The following is a 17,384-nucleotide window of genomic DNA, read 5'->3' as shown; positions in this document are numbered from 1 at the left end:
CCCGGGTCAGGTGCCCTGTGTCCGACTGGAACACTGTGCAGTGGGTCCACCCTTCATGGACCCTGATTGAGGGAGCCGCGACATGTCATTAGTCCAGAGCCCGATGAAGCGCTATGTGCCTGATTTGATGTCCTTGCAGCGTACCTGCGAGGTCAATTACATGGCGCTGATGAAACTGTTGCCGCCCGGCGGCAGCGTGGGTGCCGAGCGCCGCTATCAGGTCGGCAACGGCCTGCAGTTCCAGCTCACGGTGACCGAGGAGAGCCGCTTCACCAGCCAGGTGATCCTGGCCCAGCACAACCCCGAATTGCCGAGCTACTTGCAAGCTCGGATAGAGATTCGTTTGTATCATGATGTGCGAATGGCGGAAGTGTGTGCGGCGCAACAGATTTCAATGTTGCAACCACGTTATGATTATCCCAATCAAAAAATGCATCACAGGGATGAAAAGGAGCAGGTAAATCTATTCTTGGCCGATTGGTTGAGATTTTGTCTCAAACACGGCACCAGCCTGATTAACATCCTCTAGTCGAACCCATAAAAAAGAAGCGTGATTTTGGAAACAGAGCTACCTCAGGCGCCGGACGGCAGTGTGCGCCTGTTACAGATTACCGATACCCATCTCTTCGCCAGTGCCGAGGGGCGGCTGCTGGCCGTGCCCACGGCGCAGAGTCTGGCCGCCGTGCTGGAGCGGGTGCAGGCCAACGAGCACCCGTTCGATCTCATCCTCGCCACCGGGGATCTTTCCCAGGATCACAGCCCGGAGTCCTACCAGCGCTTCGCCTCCATGATGGCGCCCCTGGCTCGCCCCATCTACTGGTTGCCCGGCAACCACGACGACGGCCCCCTGATGACCGAATACCTCCATGCGGCCGGCATCAGCGAGGCCAAGCAGCTGGTGGGGGATCACTGGCAGGTGATCCTGCTGGATACCCAGGTGCGCGGCAAACCCCACGGGGTGCTGGGGGATCACCAGCTGGCGGCCCTGGATCAGGCCCTGCGCCAGCATCCCGAGCGCCATGCCCTCATCGCCCTGCACCATCAGGCGGTGCCGGTGGGCTGCGCCTGGCTGGATCAGCACAACCTCAAGAATGCCGACGACCTGTTCGCCGTGCTGGCCCGCCACCCGCAGCAGAAGACCATCCTGTTCGGCCACGTCCATCAGGAGTTTGACGAGGTGCACCACGGAGTGCGGCTCATCGCCAGCCCCTCTACCTGCATCCAGTTCAAGCCGCTCTCCGACAGTTTCGCACTGGACGAATCCGGCCCGGGCTGGCGCTATCTCACCCTGCACCCGGATGGCCGGGTGGCGAGTCAGGTGTGGCGCCTGCCGCTGGGGCAGTTCGTGCCCGACCCCAATGCCACCGGATACTGAGGGGTTGCCATGAAGCCCGTACTCCTCTACCTGCACGGTTTCAACTCCTCTCCCGGCGCGGCCAAGGCGCAGCCAATGGGGAGGCAGGCATGAAGCCCGTCCTGCTCTATCTGCACGGTTTCAATTCATCCCCCGGCTCGGCCAAGGCGCAGCAGATGGCGGCCTGGGTGGCAGAGAACAGGCCCGATATCGAGGTAGTGATCCCGGCCCAGCCCAACACCCCGGCGGCCGCCTGGGCAGCCATCGAGCAGGCCATTGCCGACCTGAAGGCCCGCCACGGCAGCGCCCTGCGACTGGGCGCCGTGGGCAGCTCCCTCGGTGGCTTCATGGCCACGAGAGTGAGCGAGATGTACGGTTGCCGCGCCGCCCTCATCAACCCGGCGGTTCGCCCCCACGAGCTGCTCTGCGACTACCTCGGCCCCCAGACCAACCCCTACAGCGGCGAACGCTATGAACTGCTGCCTGTGCACATGGACGAGCTGAGAGCGCTGGCGGTGCCGGTGACTGCTCCCGAGCGGCTCTGGGTGCTGCAACAGCAGGAGGACGAGGTGCTCGACTATCGCAAGGCGCTGGACGAATACCGCTTTGCCCGTCTCTCCCTGGAGTGCGGCGGCGATCACGCCTTCACAGGCTTCGAGCGCTACCCCGCCCAGATCGTCCGTTTCCTCGGGCTCTAGCCGTGCAGCCGCCGTTGGCCGCCTTCCTCGAACAGGTGCTGGCCACGGCCCAGGCGGGGCTCACCTATTCCCGCGATCCCTTCGACATCGCCCGCTTCGAGGCGCTGCGAGCGGCCACGGTGACGCTCATCGCCAGCCAGAGCGAGCTGGCCCCCGACACCATCGGCGACTGGATTGCCCTCGACAGCGGCTATCCCACCCCCAAGCTCGATGTGCGGGCCTTCATTCAGAACGACGCGGGCCATGTCCTGCTGGTGCAGGAGCGCAGTGACGGGCGCTGGACCCTGCCGGGGGGCTGGTGCGACATCGGCGATTCGCCTGCGGACGCCGTGGTGCGGGAAGTGTGCGAGGAGACCGGCCTCGCCTGTCGGGCGGTGCAGCTGCTGGCCCTGTTCGACAAGCTCAAGCATCCCCATCCCCCGCAGCTGCCCCACGCCCACAAGGCCTTCTTCCTGTGCGAGGTGACGGGCGGCGCTCTGCTTACCGACACCGATGAAACCAAAGGGGCGGGGTACTTCCCCATCGACGCCTTGCCCGAACTCTCCCGCCACCGGGTGGTTGCGTCCCAGTTGCGCACCCTGCATGACCATCTGTCGCAGGGGCGGCGGGATACCCTGTTCGATTAACCGGTTCGCAGCCTGACACTTCGGCAAGGAGGCAGCATGATCACACGCATCGGCAATACCCCCATCCAGAAGAAACACAAGGCGAGCTGCCACTGCGGCGCCGTGGTGCTGGAGCTGACCCTGCCGGATGGCGTGGTGGATCCGCGCCGCTGCGACTGCTCCTTCTGTCGGCGGCGTGGGGCCATCGTCGCCTCGGTGCCGCTCTCCGGCATCCGCATCCTGCAAGGGGAGGCGGCGCTTCGCTGCTACCAGTTCAACACCCGCACCGCGAAACACTACTTCTGCAGCGTCTGCGGCATCTACACCCATCACCAGCGCCGATCCAATCCGGCGGAATATGGCTACAACCTCGCCTGTCTGGAGGGGGTCAACCCGTTCGATCTGGGAGAGGTGCCGACCCGCGACGGGGTGCATCACCCGGCAGATACCGTAGCCGATTGAACGCGAGGTGACTGCCCCGACGGGTGGCGGGGAGGACGGGCGAGGCGTTGTCGTGCCACTCCCGTGACGACACCTCAGGGGGTCATCTGCCTGTGTAGCCCCCGCCATGGCTGTGTTAACCTTGCCCTGTCCGTCTCCCGGCGGACCCCGGCCTCTCTCTTCATTCCATCTCTGCCAACAGGGGGCACACCCGTGACGACTGCTTCAGCGCTGCCGGATCTGATCCTCGGGGCCTCGCTCTACTTTCCGCCCCTGTTCAAGGCCGTGCTGCTCGGCCTGCTGGGCTGGCTGCCGCTGCACCATCTGCTGCGGGACTGGCTCTACGGCGGCGAGGTCTGGCACCCCCTGCTGATGGATCTCTCCCTCTTCATCCTCGCCGTCAGCGGCGCCCTATGGATATTGCTACATGGCTAAATCACCCCTTGCGACCCTCAAATACTTCTCCACCCTGCTGGTCTTTGCCCTGGCGCTGGTGTCGCTCTGGTGGCTGTGGAACGACTACATGCAGGGGCCCTGGACCCGGGATGGCAAGGTGCGGGCCGAGCTGGTCAGCATCACGCCCCAGGTGTCGGGCAAGATCGTCAGGATAGGGGTCAAGGACAACCAGCTGGTGAAGGCGGGGGAGCTGCTCTTCACCCTGGATCCCGAGCCCTATCGCATCGCGCTGGACAACGCCAGCGCGGCCCTGGCCAAGGCCAGGTCGGATTTCGACAAGGCGGAGCACGAGGCGAACCGTCGCCAGAGCCTCTCCCGCACCGTCATCTCCGCCGAGGCGGTGGATGAGTCCAGGCTCAATGCCCAGGCGATGAAGGCGGCCTATGAGGTGGCCCAGGCCAATCTGGAGCAGGCCAGATGGTCCCTTGCCCGGACCGAGGTCCATGCCGCGAGCGACGGCTACATCACCAATCTGCAGGCCAGGGTCGGCAACTACGCCACCGCCGGGGTGCCCCTGGTGGCCCTGATAGACACCCACTCCTTCTATGTGCAGGGCTATTTCGAAGAGACCAAGCTCAGGCACATCGCCCCCGGCAAACCGGCCGAGGTGGTGCTCTACAGCGGGGATCGGGTACTCAGGGGGGAGGTGGAAAGCATAGGGCGCGCCATTCACGATCAGAGCCTGGAAGGCAGTGAGGGGCTGCTGCTCGACGTCAAGCCGAACGTGCCCTGGGTGCGTCTGGCCCAGCGGGTGCCAGTGCGGATCAGGCTGCTGGCGATTCCCCCGGATCTGGTCTTGATCGCGGGCACGACCTGCACCATCACCATAGGGGACTAGAGTGATCCCCTCGCTCTGGCGCCAGACCCCCTGGGGCAAGGCCAACGGCGGCCAGTGGCGTTATGCCCTGCGCAATGCCCTTGCCATGTGCCTGTCGCTCTGGCTGGCGTTCGTGCTGCAACTCGACTCTCCCTACTGGGCCATGACCTCCGCCGCCGTGGTGAGCTTTCCCACCGTGGGGGGCGTCATCAGCAAGAGCCTGGGGCGGGTGGTGGGCAGCCTCATCGGCGCCATGGCGGCGGTGATGATCACCGGCCTTGGCATCGGTGATCCCTGGCTCTTCAGCCTGCTTATCGCCCTCTGGTTGGGGGGGTGCACCTACATCTCCAACCACCATCAGAACAACGTCTCCTACGGTTTCGCCCTGGCGGGCTATACCGCCGCCATCATCGCCTTCTCCTGCGTCAACCTGACCGACCCGCAACGTATCTTCGACATCGCCCAGGCCCGGGTGAGCGAGGTGATCGTCGGCATCCTCTGCGGCGGCCTGATGATGATGATCCTGCCGAGTTTCTCCGATGGCGAGACCCTGCTGGACTCCCTTGGCAAGAGCCAGACCCGGCTGCTGGAACATGCCCAGCTGCTCTGGCTCGGGGAGACGGGCGCCGATGTGCGCACCGCCCACGAGGGGGTGATCGGTCAGATCCTCACCCTGAACGTGCTGCGCATCCAGGCCGTCTGGAGCCACCACCGCCTGCGTCGCCACAACCAGTTGCTGAACTATCTGCTCCATCGCCAGCTGAGGATGGTCAGCCTCATCTCGGGGCTGCGCCGCATGCTGCAACACTGGCCAGAGGACGCAGTCGACCCGGCCCCCATGCTGGCCGCCGTGCTGCGGGAGCTGGGGCAGGGGGGCTGCGACAAGCTGCGCATCGCCCGCCTGATGGCGCCCTTCGTGGCCCGTTCGGGGGACGATTATCGCTGTCAGGCCTTCTGGCTGCGGCTGCGCCACTTCTGCTGGAGCTACCTAGAGTGTCAGCGCTGGCTGGAAAGGCTGGCCCGCCACGATGGTCAGGAGTGGCCGGCGCCGCCGCGCCACAGCTCTCTGACCAGCCACACCGACGGCCTGGAGGCGGCCTACAACGGGGGGCGTACCTTCCTCTGCGTGATGCTGGGTTGCACCTTCTGGATCCACACCCAGTGGGATGCGGGCGCCGCGGCCCTGACCCTGCTCGCCATCTGCTGCGTGCTCTATTCCGCCACCCCGGCCCCGGCCAAGGGGGCCCAGACCATGCTCAAGGCCATCGTGCTGCTCAGCTTTATCTGCTTCGGGGTCAAGTTCGGGCTGATGATCCGCATCGACGACTTCTGGATCTTCTGCGCCCTGCTGTTCCCCGCCCTCATCACCCTGCAACTGCTGAAATTGCAGCGCCCCCAGGGGGCGACGCTCTGGGGCCAGCTCATCGTGCTGCTCGGCTCCTTCCTCGCCATCACCAATCCGCCGAGCTACGACTACCTCGCCTTCGTCAACAGCAGCCTCGCGCAGGCATTGGGGGTGATGAGCGCCGGACTGGCGTTCCAGCTCCTGAGGCCCAGCTCGGATCGGCGCAAGAGCCGCCGCCTGATGCATCGTCTGCGGCGGGATTTCGTGGACCAGCTGGCCCCGGCCCCGCATCAGAGCGAGGGGGAGTTTGAATCCCGGGTCTATCACGCGGTGAGCCAGCTCAGCCAGAGTCAGGATCAGGGGGCCCGGCTCTGGGTGCTGCGCTGGGGCGTGGTGCTGCTCAATTGCAGCCATATCGTCTGGCAGCTCAGGCTCTGGCGCAGCCGGGATCCGGCCCTCTATCTGGTGCGGGACGGCTGTCTGCGCTGCCTGAAAGGCATTCTGACCGAAGGGGGCGTGCAGCACGAGACCCTGGGGCGTACCCTGGCGGAGCTGGACCGCATCAGCCAGGGGCTAGGGGAACATGCAGACCCGGCGGCCCGGGCTCTGGCGGGGCTGGTGTGGCGACTCCACTGCTCCCTCTCCCAGCTTGTGCAGGCCCCGCCCGGGGAACCCGCCTGATCCCGGGCGGGGAGGTGGGAGCCCCTCTGGATCACCCTTTGCGAGCGCCCCATTTGTCCCGGGCCCTCCCAGCGAGTAAGATTCCCCCCAAACGTCAATTCGCAAGGCCCTCCATGTCCACTCAATACAATGCGGATGCCATTGAGGTCCTCAATGGCCTTGAACCGGTGCGTCGCCGCCCCGGCATGTACACCGACACCACCCGGCCCAATCATCTCGGCCAGGAGGTCATCGACAACAGCGTCGACGAGGCGCTGGCGGGTCACGCCCGCAATCTGGAGGTGATCCTGCACGAGGATCAGTCCCTCGAGGTGATCGACGACGGTCGCGGCATGCCGGTGGACATCCACCCAGAGGAAGGGGTCTCCGGCGTGGAGCTGATCCTCTGCAAGCTGCACGCGGGGGGCAAGTTCTCCAACAAGAACTATCAGTTCTCCGGCGGCTTGCACGGGGTAGGGATCTCCGTGGTGAACGCCCTCTCCGATCGGGTCGAGGTGACGGTGCGCCGGGACGGCCAGGTCTATGACATCGCCTTCGAGCGGGGCGAGAAAGTGCAGGAGCTGACCATCACCGGCACCTGCGGACGCCGCAACACCGGCACCCGGGTGCGCTTCTGGCCAGAGGCGCGCTACTTCGATTCGCCGCGCTTCTCGGTCTCCAAGCTCGAGCACCTGCTCAAAGCCAAGGCCGTGCTCTGCCCGGGCCTCACCATCAAGTTCCTCGACAAGAACACCGGCATCAAGTTGGAGTGGTGCTACGAAGACGGCCTCAAGGATTACCTTATCGATGCGGTCAAGCAGTTCACCTGCCTGCCGGAGCAGCCCTTCGTCGGCTCTTTCAGCTCCGAGCAGTCGGCGGTGGACTGGGCCCTGTGCTGGTTGCCGGAAGGGGGCGAGTGCCTCGCCGAATCCTATGTGAACCTCATTCCCACCGCGCTCGGTGGCACCCATGTCAACGGCCTGCGCCAGGGGCTGCTCGATGCCATGCGCGAGTTCTGCGAGTTCCGCAACCTCTTGCCCCGCGGGGTCAAGCTGACCCCGGAAGACATCTGGGATCGCTGCGCCTACATCCTCTCCATCAAGATGCAGGACCCGCAGTTTGCAGGGCAGACCAAGGAGCGACTGTCGTCCCGCCAGAGCTCGGCCTTCGTGTCGGGCGTGGTGAAGGATGCCTTCAGCCTTTACTTGAACAGCAACACCGAGCTGGCCGAACAGCTGGCGGAGCTCTGCATCTCCAGCGCCCAGCGCCGGATGCGCGCCGCCAAGACGGTGGTGCGCAAGAAGATAACGCAAGGCCCGGCCCTGCCCGGCAAACTGACCGACTGCGGCTGCGCCGATCCCATGCAGGGGGAGCTCTTCCTGGTGGAGGGTGACTCCGCGGGCGGCAGTGCCAAGCAGGCGCGGGATCGCGAATTCCAGGCCATCATGCCCCTGCGCGGCAAGATCCTGAACACCTGGGAGGTGGAGGCCGGTCAGGTGCTCGCCTCGCAAGAAGTGCACGACATCTCGGTGGCGATCGGGCTCGACCCCGACTCCGACGACCTCTCCGGCCTGCGCTATGGCAAGGTGTGCATCCTCGCGGATGCGGACTCGGACGGTCTGCACATCGCCACCCTGCTCTGCGCCCTCTTTGTGAAGCACTTCCGCACGCTGGTGGAGAAGGGCCATGTCTATGTGGCCATGCCGCCCCTCTATCGTATCGACATCGGCAAGGAGGTCTTCTACGCCCTCGACGAGGACGAGAAGAACGGCGTGCTGCAACGGGTCGAAGCCGAGAAGAAGAAGGGCAAGGTGATGGTGACCCGATTCAAGGGGCTGGGTGAGATGAACCCCAAGCAGTTGCGAGAAACCACCATGGATCCCAACACCCGCCGTCTGGTGCAGCTCACCATGGGCGCGGAAGGGGGGGCAGAAGGGGAAGATGGGGACGAGACCCTGCAACTGATGGACATGCTGCTGGCCAAGAAGCGCGCCGGTGATCGCCGCGAATGGCTGGAAGAGAAGGGCAACCTCGCCATCATCTAAAGCGAGTCGCAAGTACCCCACCCCGGCCCTCCCCTTCGCAAGGGGAGGGGGCCAAGCCTCTCCTCCCACTCATGGAGGGGGAGGTTGGGAGGGGGTCTTGTGATTCACCGTCGGCCCCCTGCCGACCCGCATTTCCGGCGTGCCCTCTGAGGGCGTGCCATAGCAAGAGAACAACCTTATGAGTTATGCTATCGAGCTCAGTCTGTTGGATGAAGTAGAGCGCCAACCAGCTCCCGAACCGAAAGAGATAATCACATGAGTGATGCCATCGAGCTCAGTCTGGACGGGGTAGAGCGCCAGCCAATGCGCACCTTTACCGAACAGGCTTACTTGAACTACTCCATGTACGTCATCATGGATCGGGCCCTGCCGCATATCGGCGACGGCCTCAAGCCCGTGCAGCGGCGCATCATCTACGCCATGAGCGAGCTGGGTCTGTCGGCGCTGTCCAAGCACAAGAAGTCCGCCCGTACCGTGGGTGACGTGCTGGGTAAATATCACCCCCACGGCGACATCGCCTGTTACGAAGCCATGGTGCTGATGGCCCAGCCCTTCTCCTACCGCTACCCGCTGGTGGACGGTCAGGGCAACTGGGGGGCGCCGGACGATCCCAAATCCTTCGCCGCCATGCGTTATACCGAGGCGCGCCTGTCGCGCTTCTCCGAACTGCTGCTCTCCGAGCTCGGCCAGGGCACGGTGGAGTGGACGCCCAACTTCGACGGCACCATGAAGGAGCCCGTGGTGCTGCCCGCCCGCCTGCCGCACATCCTGCTCAACGGGGTGACCGGCATCGCGGTGGGGATGGCGACCGATATCCCGCCCCACAACGCGCGGGAAGTGGCCCACGCCTGCGTGGAGCTGCTGGATAACCCCAATGCCGGCCTGGATGCGCTGATGGCCCATGTGCAGGGGCCGGACTACCCGACCAATGCCGAGATCATCACGCCCCGCGACGACATCCGCAAAATCTACGAGACCGGCAAGGGCTCCATCAAGCAGCGAGCGGTGTGGAGCGAAGAGGATGGCGACATTGTCATCACCGCGCTGCCCCATCAGGCCTCAGGCGCCAAGATCATGGAGCAGATCGCCGCCCAGATGGTGGCCAAGAAGCTGCCCATGGTGACCGATCTGCGCGATGAATCGGACCACGAGAACCCGACCCGTCTGGTGATCGTGCCGCGCTCCAACCGGGTGGATGTGGAGGGGCTGATGGCCCACCTGTTCGCCACCACGGATCTGGAGAAGAACTACCGGGTCAACCTCAACATCCTGGGTCTGGACAACCGGCCCCAGGTGAAAGACCTCAAGACCATCCTCACCGAGTGGCTGAGCTTTCGCCGTGAGACGGTGCGCCGCCGCCTGCAGTATCGCCTCGACAAGGTGCTGGCCCGCCTGCACATCCTCGAAGGCTTGCTGATCGCCTATCTCAACATCGACGAGGTGATCGAGATCATCCGCACCGAGGAGGAGCCGGGCCGGGTGATGATGGAGCGCTTCAACATCAGCGAAACCCAGGCCGAGGCGATCCTCGAGCTCAAACTGCGCCACCTGGCCAAGCTCGAAGAGTTCAAGCTGCGCGCCGAGCAGAATGAACTGGCGGAAGAGCGCGACAAGCTGGAACTGATCCTGGGTTCCGAGCGCCGTCTCAGCACCCTGCTCAAGAAAGAGATCCTGGCGGACGCCGAGAAGTACGGCGACGATCGCCGCACCCCGCTGGTGGAGCGCGCCACCGCCGTGGCCCTGACCGAGAAGGAGCTCACCCCGAGCGAGCCGGTGACCGTGATCCTCTCCGACAAGGGCTGGGTACGCGCCGCCAAGGGCCACGACGTGGATGTGGAGGGCCTCTCCTACAAGGCGGGGGACGGTTATCTGGCCCACGCCTATGGCCGCAGCAACCAGCAGGCGGTGTTCCTCTCCACCCTGGGACGTACCTACTCGCTGGAGGCTCACACTCTGCCCTCCGCCCGCAGTCAGGGCGAGCCGCTCACCGGCCGCTTCGCGCTGGGGGCCGGTGAAGAGGTGCGCCATCTGGTGATGGGCAACGAAGGCGAGCCGTACCTCATCTGTTCCGATGCCGGTTACGGCTTCGTCTGCAAGTACGATGACCTGATCGGTAAGAACAAGAACGGCAAGGCGCTGCTGACCGTGCCGGAAGGGGGCATCGTCATGGCGCCCCAGAGGATAGGCGCGCCCGACACCGATCTCTGCATGGCCATCTCCAACGAGGGGCGCATGTTGCTGTTCCCGCTCAATACCCTGCCGGTGCTCGGCAAGGGCAAGGGCAACAAGCTCATCAGCATCCCCTCTGCTCGCGTGAAGGCGCGGGAGGAGTTTGTGGTGATGGCCGCCGTCATCCCGCAAGGCCAGTCGGTGACCCTGTTTGCCGGCAAGCGCAAGCTCACCCTCAAGCCGTCTGATCTCGACTACTACCGCGGCGAGCGCGGCCGCCGTGGTGCCAAACTGCCTCGTGGTCTGCAGCGGGTCGATCGCATCGAGATTGAAACCGTCGCCGGCGCAGAATCGGTAGCCGGGGAAAATCAGGAAGGGTAATTAATAAAAGGGAGCGAATTGGTTGCTCCCTTATTATTAATTTTAACCATTGAAGTTTAATTGATTTTTGTGATATGTGATGAATATTTAAGTTCGCAATGTCAGGCCTAATCTGTGATTTTGCTTACGCATGGTCCTATATTAAGTTTTTTATCTCTTGAATATTGGAATAGCCACGTGATTTTAGTTCTTGTAAGGCTGCGCCAGATTTTAATGGTGAACTACCTCGTTCGTTTATGAATATACGAGCTAGTTCTCGATCACTCTTCATGGGCATTTCTTCTCTGTACTGCCTAGACCGTTCAAGAGCTCCTTGCCCTTCTTCTAAGGCTGCCTTACCTACTTTTTTGGCTATATCCCCTGCAGATTCCCAGAACCCCATGCTACCTCCACCTTATGGTTAACTTAACCGATTGGACTCGATGCCACTTTACGGCTACGGCATTTCGGGCAGTAGTCAGGTGTGCCATAACCTGCTCTACTTGTCCATTCATGCTTGCAGTCTAAGCACTTTGCTCTATAAATTGTTGCCATTAATATCAACCCTCATGATTATTATAAAAATGTATAGTGCACTATACATGGGATTCGTATGAAAAATGTGTGATGCGGATTACAGAATCATGTCGAACTGGGACCTATAGCTGATTAGTACGGTGTAGTTAGGGAAGGTGCGAACAAGTCCCTGATATGAGATCATGTTTGTCATCTGGAGCCATGAAAAAGGGTTCATCATGAGTCATCAGCTCACCTTCGCCGACAGTGAATTCAGCAGTAAGCGCCGTCAGACCAGAAAAGAGATTTTCTTGTCCCGCATGGAGCAGATTCTGCCATGGCAAAACATGGTGGAAGTCATCGAGCCGTTTTATCCCAAGGCTGGTAATGGCCGGCGACCTTATCCGCTGGAAACCATGCTACGCATTCACTGCATGCAGCATTGGTACAACCTGAGCGATGGCGCGATGGAAGATGCTCTGTACGAAATCGCCTCCATGCGTCTGTTTGCCCGGTTATCCCTGGATAGCGCCTTGCCGGACCGCACCACCATCATGAATTTCCGCCACCTGCTGGAGCAGCATCAACTGGCCCGCCAATTGTTCAAGACCATCAATCGCTGGCTGGCCGAAGCAGGCGTCATGATGACTCAAGGCACCTTGGTCGATGCCACCATCATTGAGGCACCCAGCTCGACCAAGAACAAAGAGCAGCAACGCGATCCGCAGATGCATCAGACCAAGAAAGGCAATCAGTGGCACTTTGGCATGAAGGCCCACATTGGTGTCGATGCCAAGAGTGGCCTGACCCACAGCCTAGTCACCACCGCGGCCAACGAGCATGACCTCAATCAGCTGGGTAATCTGCTGCATGGAGAGGAGCAATTTGTCTCAGCCGATGCCGGCTACCAAGGGGCGCCACAGCGCGAGGAGCTGGCCGAGGTGGATGTGGACTGGCTGATCGCCGAGCGCCCCGGCAAGGTAAGAACCTTGAAACAGCATCCACGCAAGAACAAAACGGCCATCAACATCGAATACATGAAAGCCAGCATCCGGGCCAAGGTGGAGCACCCGTTTCGCATCATCAAGCGACAGTTCGGCTTCGTGAAAGCCAGATACAAGGGGTTGCTGAAAAACGATAACCAACTGGCGATGTTATTCACGCTGGCCAACCTGTTTCGGGCGGACCAAATGATACGTCAGTGGGAGAGATCTCACTAAAAACTGGGAATAACGCCTTAAATGGCGAAGAAACGGTCTAAATAGGCTGATTCAAGGCATTTACGGGAGAAAAGATCGGCTCAAACTGAAAAAATGAAATGACTGAGTCAGCCGAGAAGAATTTCCCCGCTTATTCGCACCTTCCTTAGACGATTCGTGAAAATCGGTTATTATTGTCCTGCTCTTACCAGCCCCCTCTTATTTGCCCTTTTTACCTATCTACACAGTGCTGATGGAGCGGATGTTCAGACCCCGCTAGTCGCCCCTGCTCGCTAAGCTTAAAGGGAGCAGCACAGTGCCAGGAGGCCAATCATGGAGATCGACAAAGCCATCGGACTGATCGAGGCCCACGGGGTCTTTCACGGGGATCACTACAGCTTCAACAGCGGCGAGTTCGTACAGTGGTGCCAGGAAGATGCCCACCAGACCCTCAGCCTGGAGCAGGCCAATCACGATCTGGCGCCCTTCTGCATCCGGGTCGGCTACGCCGAGCCGGTCCGGTCGTGGCGTTACTATCTCACCTGAACTACCTCACCTGAGGAGTGACGCAGAGGGCGGGACGAGCCGCGCGATGCGGTGAGTCAGTGAAAAAGGAGCCGGCAAGGCTCCTTTCTTGTGGTGGGCAGGGCCGGGGCCCTAGTTGTCGAAGTTCCACGCAATGGGCAGTTCAAGGTCGAAGACAAGCTGATCTCCGTCGAGATGAAAGGCCACGCTGGTCTGGTGCTGGTCATATTCGTCGATAAGCCGGCAGCTCTCGGCGAAGTTGGATTCGTAGTGGAGGCGGGCAGTGCCGCCGGTGTTAGCCTCGTCGAGTTCCACCCCCAGCACCTGCAGCGGCTCTTTTTGACTGAGCTTGACCCGGCTGTCACCCACATCCACCAGCCGCTCCAGCAGGGGGAAGAAGTCCTGCTTGTTGGCCTCGATGGCCTGGGCGATGGCTTGCTCCAGCTCGGTGGCGCTGGCAAGGGCGGGATCCAGCGTGTAGCGGGTCTGGATGCTTTCCTGAGTCATATTGTGCTCCTTGGGGCAATGAACCTGAGTCGGCCATCAGCACGATAGGCGGTGAACAAGGTGTACCTAGCCATTAAATAAGGTGGTGATTCAATCTGGTGGATAAAACCATCACAAAAAACCGATGAAGGCAGCATATTGCTTCTCATCAGGCGGGAATGCGGCCATTGCGCACCAGGGCCCGGCGGATATTCTTGCACATCTTGCCGAAGCGGTTGAGCTCGTCGAAGCTGGGCGGGATGCCGCGATCGATCTGATATTGCCAGTAGCAGAGGTCCGTATCCACCAGCTCCATCAGCTTCTTGGGGCAGCCGATGCAGGTGTTGTCCGGCCCGCATTTGAAGGTATCCGGTTGGTAGAGCGGAAATTCCGCCTTCACGGCGTCGATGATCTGCTGCATGGCGGTCATGCGGTCCGGCTTTCTGCTCACGGCTCGTTCCCCGGCGGCTTGTATGGGGGAGTCATTATATCCCTGACAAAATGTGGGCCAATGACGCTTAGGAGGTAGTCCGCCTTGCATGCACGCCACCGCGCACCGGATCCTGCGCCTGCTTCCCCCTGGTGGCCTCTTCTGTCTGGCGCCGTTTCGGGTCATGATGAAAGCCCCGAACGAACCACTTTTTGACTGACCCCTCTGGAGGTGTGATGAGACCCTGTGCCCTGCTGTTGCTTTTCCCCCTGGTGTGCCAGGCCGAGGCCAGTCCGAGTGAACCCGTGCAGGAAGGTACCCTGGCCAATCAGCAGCTGATCCGGGATGCCATGGTGGGGGTCGCATCCTGGGTGGCCACCAAGGGGTGTGACGCGCCGGAGCGCTTCGTGCCCGTGGTGCTGCAACTTCCCGAGGGGGAGCCGGGCAGTCGCCACTGGCAGGAGCGCTGGACGGTGACGGGCTGTGGCAACGACTATCCCGTGGTGATCGATTTTCGGGAGACCGGGATGCAGAGCGCCATGTGGACCATTGCCCGATAGGGTCGGCGCCGCCATCTGCGAGCTGCAAAGATGACAACGCCCGGCAAGCCGGGCGTTGGGACAGGGTGAAGGGGAAAGCCCGTCATCAGAAGTCGTGGTAGAGGGGCCAGCCGAGCAGGGGGTGGCGGATCCCGGCGCGCATCTCCATGTTGTCGAGCTTCTCCGGCGAGGCGTCCTCTTTTTGCAACTGCTGGTACTGACGCACAAACCCCAGGGTATGGAGGAGGTTGGGCACAAAGCCAGGGCTCAGCTCCTGGCGCAGGGCGGCGGCCATGTCGGCGGGGAGCGCGCTCAGCATCAGGGCGAGCTGAGCGGCGAGGTAGTCGGTGTCGTACCAGTCCTCGTCGAGCTCAATCTCCCGCGCCAGCTTGCGCTTGAGATCCTGCTTCACCTTGAGGGGGGCTGCACCGCTGCCCTTGCCGCAGAGGATGCGGTAGAGCAGCGCCTCGGCCAGCTTGTCCTCCATGGTGGGGTGGTCGCTCTCGCAGGCGAAGAAGTGCTGGTCGATGAGCTCCATCAGGCGGCTCTTGTTGTGCTCGGTCAGCGCCTTCTCGTACTCCTGCCACCCTTGCCACTCCTCCACATCGGGGGGGCTCGAGATCTTGTCCAGCAGGCGCGCATCCACGTCACCGTAGAGGCTGTTGCCAGCCTGCTTGGGGCTGACGGTGATGAGCATGGACCAGCCCTTCTGGAACGGCTTGATGGGGCCTTCCGGCGCCTGCAACAGGGCCAGTGCCTTGGCCGGATCCCGTTGGGAGAGCTCCTGCAGGCCGAGGCTCACCACGCCGATGACGTCGTGGGCGGCCTGCTCCAGCAGGTGCATCTTGTACTTGTTGTAGTACTTGTCGGCGAATTTCAGGCTCATCAGCACCGCCTTGCCCTTGATGGCGGCCAGCTGCTGCTGACTCAAGAGTTCGTTGTCGCGGCCAAAGCGCAGCACCTGGGTCAGAAAGGGGCCCTGGTTGGCATCGCGAATGACTAACTGCATGAATGGGCTCCTTAATCCAGAAAGCTGAACATGTCGTCGACGTCGCCGTACTCGTCTTCCTCGACCTTGTTCTTCTCTTTGGCCTGCATCACCAGCTCGGCGGCAAACTTGTTGATGATGCCGTCCCAAGTGGAGTGCTCGTTGCGCAGCAGCGCCTTGATGGCTTTCTCTACCTCGGGGGCCAGCTCGCGAATGAGCATCAAGAGGCTGCGCGGGTCATCCAGCGCGTAGTCGTGGACATCCTCGCTCTGTTGGCGCTCGCTGTAGCGCAGGGACTCTTCGAGATCTTCCTCTTCGGCGTGCAGCACGTCGCGATAGCCTTCGTCCTCTTCATAGCGATCGCCGCGATAGAACTCGATAAAGGGGATGGCGAGGTAGAAGAGACCGGCCGGATCTTCGGCCACGCACTCGAGGATCTCGCGCTGCTTGGCTTCGCTATCCTGGGTGCGGATCAGGTAGTTGAGGAAGTCGAAGGTGTGCTGTTGCAGCTCGTCGGCGTTGTTCTTGATCGCCTCTTCCCAATAGAGCGGCTGCTGGCAGACGATGTCGCGGATCCGCTCCGGGGTCATCAGCTCGGAGATGATGGAGGGGAAGGAGATGTCGTGCTGGCCGTTAATCTGGGTCAGGGTAACGATATCAATGTTTTCAATCACTTCTGCCAGCTGGTCGTCAGACATGGTCTTGGCGATCAGCTCGAACTTCTCGCTGGCCTGCTTCGGCTCGATAACGGCCAGCTCTTTGATCTCGATGGCGGTAATTTCTATCAGACTGTTGCTCATGCCTTGCCCCAATTAGAAACGGACTTCGTCGTACATATCCTGATCGCCGTCGTCATCACCATAGCGGTTGCTGCCGCCATGGTAGTCGGCGTCGGCATCTTCCCCGTCTTCCTCTTCTTCGTCCCGCAGCTCGTAATCGTCATCAGCGCGGTGGCTGCCGCGGGGCAGCGGGTTGTCCAGGAGGAACAGCACGGCGCAGGCTTCCATCAGCTGATCTTCGCTCTGGGCCCGCACCGCCTTGACCAGTGGCAGGATGGCGTTGTTGAAGCCGACGCTCACCTTGAACTCGTCCCAGGAGGGCTGCTCGCCGCTGGCGAGCCACTTGTTCCACTGCGACTTGGCCTTGGCCGGGAACTGCACCCGGCCATAGAGGGCGAGCGGCAGGTATTCGGGCATGAACTCCAGCATGCTCATGTCGGCCAGCAGCAGGGCCTTCATCTGGTCGGTGAACTGCTCGAGCCCCTTGGGGTCATCCTGATCCCGGTAGGATTCGATGTTCTCGCTGGCATCGCTTTGCAGGGCCTTGAGCCGTGCCTGGTCCCATTTTTTTTGCATAGTCGCTCTTCTTGCCTGGTGGCTCAGGGGTAGAACTGGTCCCACATCTCCTGCATGGCAGCAGCGGGATCGGTCACGATGACGTTGTTGAAATCCTTGATAAAGGCGGCCCGCTGTTTCGGATCGGACAGCACTTCATAAGCCTGCTTTACCTGGTGCAGCCGGGCGGCTGCCTGCTCTTTCTCTTCTTCGCTCGCCCCGTGCAGTTTGTCGGGGTGGTACTGGTTCGACAGCCGTCGATAGGCTTTTTTGATGTCGTTTTCACTGGCGTTGGACTTGACGCCCAACACCCGGAAGTAGTTGTTCATGACGGATCCTGCCTCACTGGCATGGTGGAATTCATCCTGTGTCGACCTGGTGGCGCAACGTCGGCAAACCAGGCTCGGCAAAAACCGG

21 protein-coding genes are annotated in these 17,384 nt (G+C 61.8%); 14 read left to right on the top strand and 7 right to left on the bottom strand.

All coding sequences use genetic code 11. The features are described 5' to 3' along the window. Positions 1-82 precede the first annotated feature (82 nt). The 11 genes from C2U37_RS05130 to parC all read left to right on the top strand — a co-directional run bounded on the left by C2U37_RS05130 (position 83) and on the right by parC (position 10,971). Entirely contained in the window at positions 83-529 is a 447-nt protein-coding gene (locus C2U37_RS05130; RefSeq protein ID WP_039039758.1) for a DUF1249 domain-containing protein, read from the top strand. Between the two features lie 27 nt (positions 530-556). Further along, positions 557-1,375 carry a 3',5'-cyclic-AMP phosphodiesterase gene (cpdA, locus tag C2U37_RS05125; protein WP_104451947.1) on the top strand — a complete coding sequence of 273 codons (819 nt, stop codon included), beginning with the start codon at positions 557-559 and terminating at the stop codon, positions 1,373-1,375. A gap of 9 nt (positions 1,376-1,384) precedes the next feature. Further along, a complete protein-coding gene (locus tag C2U37_RS05120; RefSeq protein ID WP_406568197.1) occupies positions 1,385-1,468 on the top strand; it encodes a YqiA/YcfP family alpha/beta fold hydrolase in 84 nt (27 codons plus the stop codon). Then, positions 1,465-2,052 (top strand): YqiA/YcfP family alpha/beta fold hydrolase, encoded by a 588-nt coding sequence (locus C2U37_RS05115; protein WP_010672774.1) that lies wholly within the window; start codon positions 1,465-1,467, stop codon positions 2,050-2,052. Before C2U37_RS05120 ends, C2U37_RS05115 begins: the two co-directional genes overlap by 4 nt. 2 nt (positions 2,053-2,054) lie before the next feature. Continuing rightward, the gene (locus C2U37_RS05110; RefSeq protein WP_104451946.1) at positions 2,055-2,678 is read left to right on the top strand and encodes an NUDIX hydrolase; all 624 of its coding nucleotides are present in this window, start codon (positions 2,055-2,057) and stop codon (positions 2,676-2,678) included. Between the two features lie 36 nt (positions 2,679-2,714). Further along, positions 2,715-3,119: a GFA family protein gene (locus tag C2U37_RS05105; protein WP_039039754.1), complete on the top strand. Its 405-nt coding sequence runs from the start codon at positions 2,715-2,717 to the stop codon at positions 3,117-3,119. Between the two features lie 171 nt (positions 3,120-3,290). After that, positions 3,291-3,533, top strand: a complete 243-nt coding sequence (locus tag C2U37_RS05100) for a DUF1656 domain-containing protein (protein ID WP_039039819.1) — start codon at positions 3,291-3,293, stop codon at positions 3,531-3,533. Then, positions 3,526-4,392: an efflux RND transporter periplasmic adaptor subunit gene (locus C2U37_RS05095; RefSeq protein ID WP_104451945.1), complete on the top strand. Its 867-nt coding sequence runs from the start codon at positions 3,526-3,528 to the stop codon at positions 4,390-4,392. The genes C2U37_RS05100 and C2U37_RS05095 overlap by 8 nt, the downstream gene beginning before the upstream one ends. A 1-nt stretch (position 4,393) precedes the next feature. Beyond that, positions 4,394-6,397, top strand: a complete 2,004-nt coding sequence (locus C2U37_RS05090; protein WP_104451944.1) for an FUSC family protein — start codon at positions 4,394-4,396, stop codon at positions 6,395-6,397. 113 nt (positions 6,398-6,510) lie between these two features. Continuing rightward, positions 6,511-8,421 (top strand): DNA topoisomerase IV subunit B, encoded by a 1,911-nt coding sequence (parE, locus tag C2U37_RS05085; RefSeq protein ID WP_042877707.1) that lies wholly within the window; start codon positions 6,511-6,513, stop codon positions 8,419-8,421. Between the two features lie 255 nt (positions 8,422-8,676). Beyond that, complete coding sequence (gene parC / locus C2U37_RS05080) at positions 8,677-10,971, top strand: DNA topoisomerase IV subunit A (protein WP_104451943.1); 2,295 nt, start codon at positions 8,677-8,679, stop codon at positions 10,969-10,971. Positions 10,972-11,107: 136 nt separating this feature from the next. Here the strand turns inward: parC and C2U37_RS05075 are convergent, their stop codons facing one another. Further along, entirely contained in the window at positions 11,108-11,353 is a 246-nt protein-coding gene (locus tag C2U37_RS05075; protein ID WP_082037479.1) for a hypothetical protein, read from the bottom strand. 352 nt (positions 11,354-11,705) lie between these two features. Between C2U37_RS05075 and C2U37_RS05070 the strand changes: the two genes are divergently transcribed. Together C2U37_RS05070 and C2U37_RS05060 are read left to right on the top strand one after the other, a co-directional pair. Further along, entirely contained in the window at positions 11,706-12,686 is a 981-nt protein-coding gene (locus tag C2U37_RS05070) for an IS5-like element IS5 family transposase (RefSeq protein ID WP_026141915.1), read from the top strand. 312 nt (positions 12,687-12,998) lie between these two features. Then, complete coding sequence (locus C2U37_RS05060; RefSeq protein ID WP_104451942.1) at positions 12,999-13,211, top strand: hypothetical protein; 213 nt, start codon at positions 12,999-13,001, stop codon at positions 13,209-13,211. 111 nt (positions 13,212-13,322) lie between these two features. Here C2U37_RS05060 and C2U37_RS05055 read toward each other — a convergent pair whose 3' ends face one another. Both C2U37_RS05055 and C2U37_RS05050 read right to left on the bottom strand, forming a co-directional pair. Further along, positions 13,323-13,697, bottom strand: coding sequence for a hypothetical protein (locus tag C2U37_RS05055; protein WP_104451941.1), 375 nt, complete (start codon positions 13,695-13,697; stop codon positions 13,323-13,325). A gap of 148 nt (positions 13,698-13,845) precedes the next feature. After that, positions 13,846-14,097 carry a hypothetical protein gene (locus tag C2U37_RS05050; RefSeq protein WP_039039818.1) on the bottom strand — a complete coding sequence of 84 codons (252 nt, stop codon included), beginning with the start codon at positions 14,095-14,097 and terminating at the stop codon, positions 13,846-13,848. Between the two features lie 245 nt (positions 14,098-14,342). On the opposite strand from C2U37_RS05050, the gene C2U37_RS05045 reads away from it, so the two are divergent. Further along, positions 14,343-14,666: a hypothetical protein gene (locus tag C2U37_RS05045; protein WP_045523112.1), complete on the top strand. Its 324-nt coding sequence runs from the start codon at positions 14,343-14,345 to the stop codon at positions 14,664-14,666. Positions 14,667-14,751: 85 nt separating this feature from the next. Here the strand turns inward: C2U37_RS05045 and atcC are convergent, their stop codons facing one another. The 4 genes from atcC to atcJ are packed head-to-tail and all read right to left on the bottom strand — an operon-like array spanning position 14,752 to position 17,296. After that, a complete protein-coding gene (gene atcC / locus C2U37_RS05040) occupies positions 14,752-15,654 on the bottom strand; it encodes a cold adaptation protein AtcC (RefSeq protein ID WP_104451940.1) in 903 nt (300 codons plus the stop codon). Positions 15,655-15,665: 11 nt separating this feature from the next. Further along, the gene (gene atcB, locus C2U37_RS05035) at positions 15,666-16,433 is read right to left on the bottom strand and encodes a cold adaptation protein AtcB (protein ID WP_005335887.1); all 768 of its coding nucleotides are present in this window, start codon (positions 16,431-16,433) and stop codon (positions 15,666-15,668) included. 12 nt (positions 16,434-16,445) lie between these two features. After that, positions 16,446-16,988: a cold adaptation protein AtcA gene (gene atcA, locus C2U37_RS05030; RefSeq protein ID WP_104451939.1), complete on the bottom strand. Its 543-nt coding sequence runs from the start codon at positions 16,986-16,988 to the stop codon at positions 16,446-16,448. A gap of 23 nt (positions 16,989-17,011) precedes the next feature. Beyond that, complete coding sequence (gene atcJ / locus C2U37_RS05025) at positions 17,012-17,296, bottom strand: cold adaptation protein ActJcold adaptation protein ActJ (RefSeq protein WP_024943298.1); 285 nt, start codon at positions 17,294-17,296, stop codon at positions 17,012-17,014. Positions 17,297-17,384: the final 88 nt, after the last annotated feature.

Origin of the sequence: Aeromonas sp. ASNIH1 (genome assembly GCF_002934285.1) — a bacterium.
Lineage (GTDB): Bacteria > Pseudomonadota > Gammaproteobacteria > Enterobacterales > Aeromonadaceae > Aeromonas > Aeromonas caviae.
The sequence above is the reverse complement of the archived record's forward strand: the minus strand, read 5'-3'. Positions and strand labels throughout refer to the sequence as shown.